A 12,364-nucleotide genomic window follows, 5' to 3' on the forward strand; every position below is an offset into this window, starting at 1 on the left:
GTGTACATATTATAAAAGAAAATAAGATCACTAATACATACATAGCTACGTTTACAAAAGGAAAAAACCGACAAGTCAAATCACTATTATTATTTGAAAGAATGCAGTTAATATAATCAGAAAAACCACTCAAGAATAAAAGTAAAAAATATATTAACAGTCTTCTATGCAATTTCTTTTTGTCTTTAAAAAAAAGAATTGCTGAGAGCGTTACTGCTGAAAAATAGCATAGTAAGACAACAACTAAATAATTAACAAGAAGCATAAAACACCTCGCTTTTAGGAAATAATTATCTACAAGTTGATTATACATATAAAAAGCATTTATGTGAATTATTTAACAATATAATTCTCACGAATCCAATCCTAGAGTATTTCAAAATTATGGGAAAGACGAATATTTATATTTTTCTAAGATAAACTGTTATAAACTACTATAAACCTTCCTTTACTTACTATGCTTAGAAACGTTATATTACGTTACTTTAAATAAAATAAACGTCTGTTTTTATAGTAAACGCATACGTTTTTTTGTTAATCTTCAAATACAATTAATCCGTGAGGGGAGGTGAAACCTAAGGATGTTATTCAGTTAAGTAAAGACATAATAGAAGGGAGGATTAATTCTAAGCATTAATAATTGGCTTAATTTTCCCACATTTAATGTGGCACATGCAGAAGAACAGTTTCAACTGCAAACAAGAAAAGCAAATGTTAATGAATAATGCTGGTACTTTTTATTACATGGAAGTTCTTGCAGCTACAAAATATTTAACTCAGAAAACGGTTTCTACCGTTGCATACAACAATAAAAATTCGAGGAGTGTAATATTATGAAAAGATTTTTAAAATTAAACGCTTTAATTTTGTTAGGCGGTATGAGTTTAACAGCCATCACACCGGCTACGCTAGTATATGCAAGTAACGTTCAAACAGAATCAGTTGGAAGAGCAACCGCATTGAATGATGTTGATCCCTTGACCCAGATAAAATATGACTGTAAAGATTTAGGTTTTGTTCTCTCCTATAACAAATGCATTAATGGCGAACTGCATGAACTTGAACGACTTAGTATATATAATAGTCCAGAATTAGACCCTTCTTCATTAACAAGCGAACCTGTTGCAAAAATAAATAATGACATGGTTATTGAAGATGGAGAATCTGTTGCAGCTCACAAAGCTGTCCTTACAAATAATACGAATCAAGACCAAAATCTTACAACTGCAGCGTTTGGATATAAACAAACTGATAGTGTCACTACGCAAACAACTCATTCAGCAGGTGGTTCATTGACTACAAGTGCAGAAATGAAATTTCCATTCGTTTCTGGTTCTATGTCGATGGAAGTGCGCTATGATTTCGGACATACTAAAGCAGTTACTTCTAGTATAGAAAAAAATTGGGAAGTTCCTTCACAAAAATTGTTAGTTCCTGCTGGACATACGTATCAATTAGAATGGGTATTAAAAATGGGTACGGCCTCTGGAACGACCGATTTAGACAGTATGGTTTCAGCTGAAATTCCGTTTAAAAAGTTACCTTGGGATGGTGGTTGGGATACTACAAAAACTGAAAAATATTCCATTGGGGATGCTATATCTGAACAAGAAAGATTAGTAAGTATATTAGGCGATTCTGCATATACTTGGGAAGTCAGAAATACTTGGCAACGTATTGATAGTACTACTGCGTTAAAAAAACTGACAACATCTAAATATAAAGCAAAAATTGGAACAGAATTATTAATGAATGTTGTTGATGTCACAAATGGAAGTAGGGATGTAGTTGATTCTATTCCAATGGATATAGTTCCTCAAGTCGATTAGAAAGAATCATTTTATAATGAGGAATTAAGGGAGAAATCGGTTTGTAAGAAGCTTTTTTCTATCACTCTATTAACTAAATTTTATTAATAAATCAAATTAATCAGGGCACAATACTCATAGTAAATTTAGAAAATGAGCTAACGATTGAACAGTTATTTGAAAATTACACTGACGAAAGAAATCACGTGGTAATTCAAAAATTTAGGTGAAGCTATAGGTAATGAAAAATGGTGAGAAAACCTAGACAAGGTGATAATCTATTAATGAATACAGTTCCTCAATTTGGACATGAACAAACAAGAAAATTACTGTTAGATCAACTAACGACAATTGATTATGAAAGTCAGAGCGTGTATTTTTTTGGAAAGAGTGCATGAGAGTTTGGTTGAGAAGTTATTTGTGAAAGTTATAACAGTATTCCAAAAAGTAAGCCAATAAAAAGAAGAGAGCATGATCAACTATTCGTCATTGATCATGCTCTCTTTTTTTATTCTATATACGGTTTGTCTTGTAACATTGTAGTCTTTCGCAATCTGAGCGATCGCAACACCTTTTTTTAGATCTTCAACGATGTTTTTGTACACTAAGCGTCGTTGGGGATCTTTTGCGTTAGCACTGTAAAGCTTTGGACGGCCTTTATAGACTCCATTTGCTTTCGCAATCTTAATTCCTTGCGCCTGGCGTCGTTTAGATTCGGTACGCTCTTGTTCAGCGATCATGGCCAAAATTTGGATGATTAAATCTTTAATGAATTTATCCAGGAGTGGATTGCCAATGGCTTCAGCCATGATCGGTAGACTTGTGATGATTAGCTGTACGTTTTTCTTCTTTAGGTAATTGACTGAAGCGATGATTTCGTCGTAATTTCTTCCAAGTCGATCAATAGCTTCAACAATAAAAATATCTTGATCTCGGACGAAATCCAATGTTTCTTGAAAAACAGGTCGATGAGTAATCGTTGCGCCAGATTGTTTCTCGATGAAAATTCTCTCTGCACCGAATTTTTTCATTTCTTCAATCTGGCGTTGTTCATTTTGATCGATGGATAAGACACGTATGTATGCAACTATCAAAATTTTTACCTACTTTCTGAAACTATTTAAAATACACCCTAATCATACACTAGAAAACCAGATTTTTCAATGTCGTAGTCGTGTGTCATTTTTCTTTTTAAATGGCATAAATTTTTAATTTTATTTGACACAAATCATAAATATTTAATTGCTAAGAAAATCGTTCAAAATAATTAGTGGATTTTTTTATTTTTTCTCTTTTTCTTCTATTTTTATTTATTAAGGTAACGATAAATTGTTGTTCGAGAAACATTCCAACGTTCAGCGATTGTCTTAATCGGTGTTCCACTATCTACTAAAGTCTTTAGTAATTCCAAGTCTTGTTCAGTTAATTTTTCAGGACGACCGCCAAACCTTCCTCTTGCACGAGCAGCCGCTCTTCCTGCTGCAGAGCGTTCCAAAATTAGATTTCGTTCAAACTCGGCAAATGCCGCAAATAAATGAAACATAAGTTGACCAGTCGAACTGGATTTATCCATCGTGATATTTTCTTGAAGACTATGAAAACTCACACCACGTTCATTCAATCGATTGACAATTGAAATCAAATCTTCCATATTTCTTCCCAAACGATCTAAACGCCAAACAACAAGTGTATCTCCAGAGCGAACAAAATCGATTGCCATTTCTAATCCTGGTCGATTACTTTTTGCCCCACTCATATGATCGGTAAAAATTTTTTCACAACCAAACTTGTTTAAACTATCCTCTTGTAAATCTAAATTTTGTAAACCGGTAGATACTCGTGCATAACCTATTTTCAAAAAAATCACTCCTTCATTAATTTCATTGTAACATAACTTTATCGAAACAGTTTAACTGAACATAGATTTTGTGATGGGTTTGTGAACATAAAATGAATTGATTTTTTGAAAAATAAGGCAAAAAAATAGAATGTCCAGAAACGGACGATTTTATGAACACTTTGCTTTAAAATAAAAACTAAAAAATCCGCTAATTATTTTGAACGATTTTCTTAGCAATTAAATATTTATGATTTGTGTCAAATAAAATTAAAAATTTATGCCATTTAAAAAGAAAAGCGACACTTGGATTCCTAAGGGGTCAACAGAGTTGGGCAACAGGATTTTAAAAATGATCCAAATTTTTGAGTTTTAAAGGAGTTTTTTCTATGGCTAAAATTGGATATGCTCGAGTAAGCAGTATTGATCAAAATTTAGATCGACAGTTAGAACTGTTATCAAAGTGTGATAAAATTTTTACTGATAAGGCAAGTGGGAAAGATACCAATCGTGAAGGATTTCAAGAAATGATGAAATTCATACGTGAAGGTGATATTGTCGTTGTGACAGAATTAAAACGTCTTGGGCGAAATAATAAAGAGCTAACAGAAACGATGAATTTTATTCAGCTGAAGAAAGCAACGCTTGAAGTTTTGAATTTACCAGCGTTAACAGGTATTACCGATGATAACCTACGTCGATTACTTAATAACTTGATTATTGAATTATATAAGTACCAGACTGAAGATGAACGTAAATATATACTTGAAACACAGAAGCAAGGTATTGCGCTTGCTAAAGCTAAAGGAAAATACAAAGGAGGAAAACCCAAGTATCGAGAAAACGATCCACGTCTTCAGTTAGCTTTCAAATTATTTTTGGATGGATCTACCGATAAAGAAGTTGAAGAGCAAACAGGCATTAATAGAAGAACCTTCAGAAGATACAGGATGAAGTATGGTATTACAAAAGATACTAGAGATAATTTAAAAAGTGGAAAAATTTAGCAAGTTAGTTAAAAAAAATCTATAATATGGCTATTTTTTGGTTAATGTCTTTCAACGTTGATTTTCGGTAATTCTATGTTTTTTGAGTGAAAGTATTGACTTTTAGATTTATTACTGTTTGGAAGACAGAAGGTAACAATAAATGTAAGTCCTATGATTAGTAACGCGATTTTTTTATACTGATGTTTATCAGGTGGTTTAGAACCTGAATCATTTGTTGAATGATGTTTACTATTGTTTGTATTATTGTTGTTGCTATTAATGTTTATATTGAAATTGAATAGATTCATTTTGAGTCACCAGCACAGGCTCTCGATTTATTCTATGTTTTTTTGTTCTTAATACCTAAAAGCGAAATGTAACTTTTAGTTTACGTAACTTATGAGTTACGTTATAATTAATACATAAAGAAAAGCAAACTAAGAAGAGGTTTCTAATATGACAATTATTGACACGAATAAAATCGAAGAATTATTGGCTTCTAAAGTTTCTGCATACGAAATAGAAAAAAGATCAGGCGTCACTAGAAATACAATAAGCAAATTGAGAACGAAAAAGCAAGAAGTTATGAAAATGAGTTTAGAAAATGCAAACAAATTACAAAAGTTTTGGGAGGAATACACGATGGTTAAACAATATTTTGATGGAAGCTATGATATTTTTGCTTTGGAAGGTAACACACAAGATCGACGGCGTGTGGTTACGAATGCGTTACATGTTTTTTTGAAAGTAGAAGAATTATCTGAAGAGCTAGAAAACCTAGTGGATGGCTTCCGTCAAGAGGCTTTAAATGATTCAGAACGTCTTTATTTATCCTTTGATAATATTGCAGCTGATGCAAAAGAATTTGATGAAATCCCAACAGGTGGCGAAATGGACAACGGCAAAGAAAGTGTTGTTCTTTATAAAGCAGTAGAATTGCAATCTGGAAAAATTTTATATATTTTACTGACCTATGACTTGTAAAACAAATAAGTTCTTTCTTTTATAATAGTTAAAATTTCAAATACACTATAAAGCATACTGTCAGTAAATAAGCTTTGTAGACAAGGAGATCACAATGGATAAAGAAGCATATGAAAGGAAAGAAAAGGCCATTTTAAGAGTGCCTTATACTGAATGTTATCAAGCATTAAAGAAAGAAAAAGAACAGCTGAAAGAGATTGAGATTCCTATTCCCGAATGTTATCGGCACAAGCTAAAGAAAAGAATGCAACCAAACCAATGCTTCGTGGAAAGTATAAAATTTGCACGAGACTGCAGAGAAGCTATTTATTGTATTGGTCAATTTCAAAGAAGTGATTTTTTGCACGCTTGGATTGAGTTCGAAGACCAAGACTATTGTTTCGATGGAACGCTTCAAGCATTTTACCCAAAAGAAAAATACTATAAGTATCGAGGGGTAAAAAAATTATATATGAGAACAGCTGCAGAAATAACGCAATTATCTAACAAACATGAATTTTACGGAATATACCCTGAAGACTGGCAAAAAGTAAAAAGTCTGCTTGTTAGTAGTTCGTCATGAAAGTTATAAAACCCGAACAACCTTTAAAAGGAAGTTCGGATTTTTTTATAGTGAATAAAGCAGCTTTCCTCTGTATTTAGTTGATATATGAAGATTCTAACGCATTTAAAATCTAATAAGTGGTCAAGAGTTGGTCAGTTATCCGTTTAAACTGCTTATAATAACACTTTGAATCTTTTTTTGTCCATTTAAACATTCCTTCTTTACAAAAGAGAACGTATGTTTGTATAATTGTAACGAATGGAGTGTTATTTATGATGGATTATTCAAAAGAGCCAGTAAATGATTACTTTTTGATCGATATGAAAAGCTTTTATTCCAGCGTTGAATGTATAGAGAGAAATTTAGATCCATTAACGACTGAGTTAGTCGTCATGAGTCGAGCAGATAATACAGGAGCAGGACTTATTTTAGCTTCTTCACCAGCTGCAAAGAAAAAATATGGTATTTCTAATGTCAGTCGACCAAGAGATCTACCGCAACCATTTCCTAAAAGCTTGTATGTTGTTCCGCCACGTATGAACCTATATATCAAGCGAAACATGCAGGTAAACAATATCTTTAGAAAATATGTAGCAGACGAAGATTTATTGATTTACTCAATCGATGAATCGATCTTAAAAGTGACCAGATCACTGAACCTTTTTACGACTGAAGGAACACGAAGTCAACGGAGAAAGAAGCTGGCTCAAATGATCCAGGAGAATATTAAAGAAGAGCTAGGATTGATTGCTACGGTAGGTATCGGAGATAATCCCCTTTTGGCTAAACTAGCCTTAGACAATGAAGCAAAGCATAATGAAGGATTTGTTGCAGAATGGACGTACGAAAACGTTCCCGAAAAAGTATGGAATATTCCTGAAATGACGGACTTTTGGGGCATTGGTTCTCGAATGAAAAAAAGGCTCAACCAAATGGGTATCATGAGTATTAAAGACTTAGCTAATTGGAATCCACACACTATTAAGAGTCGTTTAGGTGTGATTGGCTTACAGCTGTACTTCCATGCAAATGGAATCGATCGAACAGACATAGCAGTCCCACCAGAACCGACAAAGGAAAAATCATATGGAAATTCACAAGTGTTACCACGAGATTATACTAGAAGAAATGAAATCGAGTTGGTGGTAAAAGAAATGGCGGAACAAGTAGCGATACGCATTAGGCATCATAATTGTAAAACAGGATGTATCCATTTAAACATTGGTACGTCGATCTTAGAGACCAGACCAGGATTTTTCCACCAGATGAAGATCCCTGTCACAGATAATGCAAAGGAATTGCAGAATTATTGTCTTTTCTTGTTTGATAAGTATTATGAAGGACAAGAAGTAAGGCACGTTGGAATAACCTATAGCAAGCTTGTGTACACCGATTCGCTTCAGCTGGATTTATTTAGTGATCCGCAAAAACAAATCGATGAAGAAAACCTGGATAAGATTATTGATAAGATCAGACAAAAATATGGTTTTACAGCGATTGTGCATGCTTCTTCTATGCTAGAAGGCGCTCGTAGTATTACTAGAAGTACATTGGTTGGTGGCCATGCAAGAGGCAATGGGGGGCTTAAAAATGATTGATTATAACGATCGTGGACGGTTGAAATGGGCAGGATTCTATTTGTCCGATCACACGGAAGAGATCGATGCGGACAATGAGCAACGTGCAAATCATAATTTGGCAAAAGAACAAATGACGACTGAAGAGATTGCGGAAGTACTGAACGCTGCAGTCATAAAAAATAGATCAGTATGTATTCAAAAAGAAGAACGAAACGCTGAAGGATACTATCCAGACGATATTATCGGTAAGATTTTGGGAAGTGATGAGCTGGGGATCTATGTTGGAAAAGACAAAATTCACTACGACGAAATACGTCATATCGAATTTTACCAGGAACATAAATGGAGTCACTTAGAATGAACATAATTCAGCAATATGAGCTAAAGTATATAACCTTTGATCAGCTATCAGAAGTGATTTGGGGTTATGGCCAACGTTTGATAAATGAGGTTGGTGTTGAGCGCTTCTCTTTCTATGTAGAAGCTGCAGCAGGGTATCATAATTTTAGGTTTTATATTTTCCCGTTATTTATATAAGGTATTTTACGGATTCTATAGAGTTATCTCTATGAATCCTTTTTTGTTTTCTACAAATAGGAGTAGATACTAGGATAATACGTGTGTTAAACTATTATTGCAAACGCAATAATAAAAGAAAGTAGGCTTACGCACCATGTCTATCAATACATTTGTTTACTCGCACCCGATCAATGTTTACATTATCAAGTATTTAGGAATAACTGTAGAGCAATTTTGTGAGCTACACGGCTATCCACAGGGAACTGTTGCAAGCTGGATAACCCGACAACGCCGAGTCCAAAATCTACCTGCTTCTTTCATATACGATTTAAGTCTTGCTTCTAGTATGAATATGACCGATGTATACGAAAAGTTATTAATACTAGAAAATGAATATGATCAATTCACTTCAAATCAGCAGCGAAAAGTAAAGAAACAAATAGACTAGAATAGCTATTTTCGAAAAGTGATTTTTAAGGTATAAGTTATACCTTAAACAGTAAAAGTATAAGTTATACCATATATAATTAGGGTATAACTTATACTTTTATTTTTAAAAATCGCTATATTTCAACGTTTTTCATGATTACAATATAAGTTATACTTTAATTATCAATTAAAGATTGGGAGGATTTACATGGATACTTTTCAAGGGACTACATTTACAGTTGGCAATTTTAAAGGAGGAGTAGGTAAAACTAAGATAGTCAGCATGCTTGCTTACGACAATGCAATGATAAGAAATAGAAAAACGCTTATTATTGATTTAGACCCTCAAGCGAACTTAACACAAGTCATTGCAAGAACTTTCGGTATAACCGATATCAATACCACTATAACAAATGGTGTCGCAAATGGAGAATTAGCAAGTAGTATTATTAAGGTAAATGAAAATCTTGACCTTCTAGCATGTGACACTAGTTTTCGATCATTCTCCGCTTTTGCTAATAAACATGAAAATGAATTAGACCAAGTTACTGTCTTGAAAAAATTACTTCTTCCAATAAAGACCAATTATCAAGAAATATTTATTGATGTACCTCCAACCATTAGCGAATTTTCCGATAATGCTATGGCAGCTTCAGACTATTCGATAATTTCATTTCAAACAGCTGAAGAATCCTTAGAGGGAGTCAACAAATATGTAAATTATCAAAAATTCATGGTCGATAGATACGATCTTGATTTGCAAATTATAGATATTGTACCTTGTATGGTAGAACCAAATGATGATTTTGATGAAGAAATCTTAGAAGAAGCAATTGAAAAATACGGAACCGTGGTATCCAAAAATCTCATTCATTATCAAAAAAGATTGAGAAGGTATTCTAAAATTGGCATACATTTAAGAAAATATAAAAATGGAAATTTTGATCAATAGGATTATAAAGCACACCAAGTATTTATAAATATTTTGGCAGAACTAGATGCTAGACAAGAGTTTTTAAATAAATAATAAGGAGTTGCATAAGTAATGCCTAAGGACTTTGATATTCCTAAAATAATGGAGAACGGCGAATTTGAGCCATTATTACCCAATAACAAACGCCAAGATGTGAAAATAAGCGGTGAATATAACTTTAGCAATAGTGCATTGAGTAACACAAAAAATATTACATTGAAAAAAAGAGGTCGACCAGTCTCAATTCCTGATAAAAGAAACAAGGTATCAGTTCCTAAAAAGATCTCTCCGGCATTAAACAGCAAACTCTCAATTTTACAAGACTATATGACGGAGTTACAAAGTGAAAAAGGGAGAATTTCTTTCGAAAAAATTGTTAATACATTAGCAGATTCATATATCCAGCATAGACTAGGAGTAGCAAAAGAAGAACACATAAAAGAAGAAATACAAGAAGAGTTTGATAAATTACCAAAATAATTTTTTCTCATGCAGTATTCAATTAAAGTATAAGTTATACATTATTTCTATTTAAAGTATAACTTATACTTATTTTTTTAACATATAACTTATACCTTAAATACTGAAAGTGTTTTATTCACCCTTAATACATGGTATAGTTCACTTGTTGAAAATCATGAATGTATATATAAGATTCCAAGAAAGAAGGCAAACGGTGAGTAACTTTAATTATTATAAATCAAAAGAAATCTATCGGGAAAAATACTACCAAATGCCTAAAGTATTTTTACGAACGAGAAATATGTAAATCTCTCAAATGATGCTAAGATCACCTATATGCTTTTAAAAGCACGCTTTGATTACTCAGTACAAAACAATTGGGTAGATTCTGAAGATAATATTTATTTTATTTACACAATTGAAGAGCTAATGAAATTACTAAATTGTCGAGAAGGTAAAATCTCTAAAATAAAAAAAGAGTTAGAATCAGCAGGATTGCTGAAGCAAAAGAAAGGGCGCATTAAACAATCAAACGGCAAGATTGAAACTACTCCAAATCTTTTGTATCTAGGTAAACCTGAAGTAACCTCAGAAGACATATTTAAAATAAACGAAGAAGAAAGCCAAATCCCGATTCCTGTAAATGCGAAAATCGCAGACAATATATTATATTCTAATAATTCTTTAGACACTAATAGACACAATATAGACACTGAAAAAGAACGCCTACAAGATCAATTGTTGCTAGACAATTTTGAGACAATCATGACAAGCGACAGCATAGCTACGTTTATCCCTGAACGAGTATTAAATTTAATAAAAACATTTTCTTCAAGTTACAGTGAAGCTCAAAAAACTGTTGAGATTTTCTCTTTGGAAGATCCGAATCGTCATGTCTATAAACATAAGCACAAACATTGGTGCAACAACAGCTAAGTAACAGTTTTTTAATACATATGAAATGATCGTTGAAAGAACAGATATGGCACCGCCAAAAACAAATATAAATCCTACACGCACGAAGAAATAGAGTAGTGGGTGTTCGAAATACAAGCTGGGCATAAATTCTTGAGAATTAACAAGCATCATACTGTAGAAACGATTTAATGGAATATGGGGGATGAATAGGAGCATACTCCACATATTTACCAAAACAGGAAGGATAGAAACTAATCCACCAAATAGGAAGGAAACGACGATATTATCGACTAAGTATTTTTTCAAACTGGAGTGGCTAACAAATGCTTTATTGCTGTTTACTGTCTTTAATACAAGTAAACCTATTAATTCAATGGAAAATGTTAATAAAAATGGGGAAGTTGTGTTTTATGATACACGTCACGGGAAGACAATGTTTAATACTGTACAGCGGGCACAGGGAGGGTCAGATACACCTTTAACACAAGAAGGTGTTCAAATTGCTGAGCAATTAGGTAGAGGACTGCATAAAAAAACATCAATTTTGCTTCTGCTTATTCAAGTGATGCTGGACGTGCTCGTGAAACGGCAAATATAGTTCTAAAAAGAATAGACAGTCCAATTTAAAAGTGCAGGAAAGCAAAAATTTTCGTGAGTTTTGTTTTGGTTTTTATGAAGGTGAGTATGACAAAGTTATGTGGGGAGATGTTGGAAAAGAATTAGGATACAGTTCTTGCGAGGAATACATGAAAGCTCTTGGCTCTGGTGAAACTTCTATTCCACAAGCATTGGATACATTGAAACAAATTGACAAATTAGGTATGGCTGAAGATTTGCAGACGGTGAAGCAACGGATGCAAAATGAATTGAAAACTGTTGCAAAAAAAACAGCGAAAGCTGGTGGAGGAAACGTTCTTATTATTTCTCATGGAATGTCAATTTTAGCTATGATTTCTGATATGACAGATAAAGAGCCAGAAGGAGGCCAGTTAGCTAATTCTAGTGTAACGAAGATTACTTATAAAAATGGGAAGTTCGAAGTAAACGAAGTGGGAAATATGGAGTATGTTGCAAGTGGCGAAAGTGAAGCATACTAAAAAATAAAGTTAAAGAAAAGATAGATGTTTTAGAGTCGTTTTAATTAAATTTAGGAATAAGTCGCCCATCCTCATCATTTTAGACATTATTGGCCACCGACTCACGTTCGCTGCGACTGTGGTGAATTAGTGAAACACGTTTATCGTCAATCCAATCACCATAGATATCCAACATTTAAATGGCAGTGTGAAGCACGTAAACGTGTATTTGGACTTGAAAAAGG

General features: G+C 33.2%; 13 protein-coding genes and 4 pseudogenes. 15 read left to right on the plus strand and 2 right to left on the minus strand.

The features are described from left to right. Nucleotides 1-833 precede the first annotated feature (833 nt). The 3 genes and pseudogenes from RWU19_RS11530 (at nucleotide 834) to RWU19_RS11535 (ending at nucleotide 2,267) form a co-directional block, all read left to right on the plus strand. Nucleotides 834-1,829 (plus strand): ETX/MTX2 family pore-forming toxin, encoded by a 996-nt coding sequence (locus RWU19_RS11530; protein WP_316002433.1) that lies wholly within the window; start codon nucleotides 834-836, stop codon nucleotides 1,827-1,829. Nucleotides 1,830-1,951: 122 nt separating this feature from the next. Next, nucleotides 1,952-2,063: pseudogene (locus RWU19_RS13980) on the plus strand (PbsX family transcriptional regulator); the annotation flags it as partial. Further along, nucleotides 2,057-2,267 (plus strand): annotated as a pseudogene (locus RWU19_RS11535) (hypothetical protein). The pseudogenes RWU19_RS13980 and RWU19_RS11535, both read left to right, overlap by 7 nt. 20 nt (nucleotides 2,268-2,287) lie before the next feature. On the opposite strand, the gene RWU19_RS11540 reads toward RWU19_RS11535, so the two are convergent. Both RWU19_RS11540 and RWU19_RS11545 read right to left on the minus strand, forming a co-directional pair. Next, nucleotides 2,288-2,902, minus strand: coding sequence for a recombinase family protein (locus RWU19_RS11540; protein ID WP_316002432.1), 615 nt, complete (start codon nucleotides 2,900-2,902; stop codon nucleotides 2,288-2,290). A 212-nt stretch (nucleotides 2,903-3,114) separates the two neighbouring features. Then, complete coding sequence (locus RWU19_RS11545; protein ID WP_316002431.1) at nucleotides 3,115-3,675, minus strand: recombinase family protein; 561 nt, start codon at nucleotides 3,673-3,675, stop codon at nucleotides 3,115-3,117. 359 nt (nucleotides 3,676-4,034) lie between these two features. On the opposite strand from RWU19_RS11545, the gene RWU19_RS11550 reads away from it, so the two are divergent. The 12 genes and pseudogenes from RWU19_RS11550 (at nucleotide 4,035) to RWU19_RS11605 (ending at nucleotide 12,140) form a co-directional block, all read left to right on the plus strand. Beyond that, nucleotides 4,035-4,652, plus strand: a complete 618-nt coding sequence (locus tag RWU19_RS11550) for a recombinase family protein (protein WP_316002430.1) — start codon at nucleotides 4,035-4,037, stop codon at nucleotides 4,650-4,652. Between the two features lie 438 nt (nucleotides 4,653-5,090). Next, nucleotides 5,091-5,618: a hypothetical protein gene (locus tag RWU19_RS11555; RefSeq protein WP_316002429.1), complete on the plus strand. Its 528-nt coding sequence runs from the start codon at nucleotides 5,091-5,093 to the stop codon at nucleotides 5,616-5,618. Between the two features lie 94 nt (nucleotides 5,619-5,712). After that, complete coding sequence (locus tag RWU19_RS11560; RefSeq protein WP_316002428.1) at nucleotides 5,713-6,180, plus strand: hypothetical protein; 468 nt, start codon at nucleotides 5,713-5,715, stop codon at nucleotides 6,178-6,180. A gap of 254 nt (nucleotides 6,181-6,434) precedes the next feature. Then, complete coding sequence (locus RWU19_RS11565) at nucleotides 6,435-7,760, plus strand: Y-family DNA polymerase (RefSeq protein WP_316002427.1); 1,326 nt, start codon at nucleotides 6,435-6,437, stop codon at nucleotides 7,758-7,760. Continuing rightward, nucleotides 7,753-8,103, plus strand: coding sequence for a hypothetical protein (locus RWU19_RS11570; protein WP_215719684.1), 351 nt, complete (start codon nucleotides 7,753-7,755; stop codon nucleotides 8,101-8,103). The genes RWU19_RS11565 and RWU19_RS11570 overlap by 8 nt, the downstream gene beginning before the upstream one ends. After that, nucleotides 8,100-8,279, plus strand: coding sequence for a hypothetical protein (locus RWU19_RS11575; protein ID WP_316002426.1), 180 nt, complete (start codon nucleotides 8,100-8,102; stop codon nucleotides 8,277-8,279). The genes RWU19_RS11570 and RWU19_RS11575 overlap by 4 nt, the downstream gene beginning before the upstream one ends. A gap of 136 nt (nucleotides 8,280-8,415) precedes the next feature. After that, the gene (locus RWU19_RS11580) at nucleotides 8,416-8,709 is read left to right on the plus strand and encodes a type III secretion system protein PrgN (RefSeq protein ID WP_316002425.1); all 294 of its coding nucleotides are present in this window, start codon (nucleotides 8,416-8,418) and stop codon (nucleotides 8,707-8,709) included. 189 nt (nucleotides 8,710-8,898) lie between these two features. After that, nucleotides 8,899-9,717: pseudogene (locus RWU19_RS11585) on the plus strand (ParA family protein). An 18-nt stretch (nucleotides 9,718-9,735) separates the two neighbouring features. Beyond that, on the plus strand, nucleotides 9,736-10,143 hold the full coding sequence (locus RWU19_RS11590) for a hypothetical protein (protein WP_316002827.1): 408 nt from the start codon (nucleotides 9,736-9,738) through the stop codon (nucleotides 10,141-10,143). A gap of 196 nt (nucleotides 10,144-10,339) precedes the next feature. Beyond that, nucleotides 10,340-10,989, plus strand: a pseudogene (locus tag RWU19_RS11595) (replication initiator protein A); the annotation flags it as partial. Between the two features lie 591 nt (nucleotides 10,990-11,580). Next, nucleotides 11,581-11,670, plus strand: coding sequence for a hypothetical protein (locus tag RWU19_RS11600; protein ID WP_316002716.1), 90 nt, complete (start codon nucleotides 11,581-11,583; stop codon nucleotides 11,668-11,670). Nucleotides 11,671-11,738: 68 nt separating this feature from the next. Continuing rightward, a complete protein-coding gene (locus tag RWU19_RS11605) occupies nucleotides 11,739-12,140 on the plus strand; it encodes a histidine phosphatase family protein (protein WP_316002715.1) in 402 nt (133 codons plus the stop codon). The last annotated feature ends 224 nt before the right edge of the window (nucleotides 12,141-12,364 follow it).

Origin of the sequence: Enterococcus sp. 2STP, assembly GCF_032465635.1 — a bacterium.
GTDB lineage: Bacteria > Bacillota > Bacilli > Lactobacillales > Enterococcaceae > Enterococcus_B > Enterococcus_B lactis.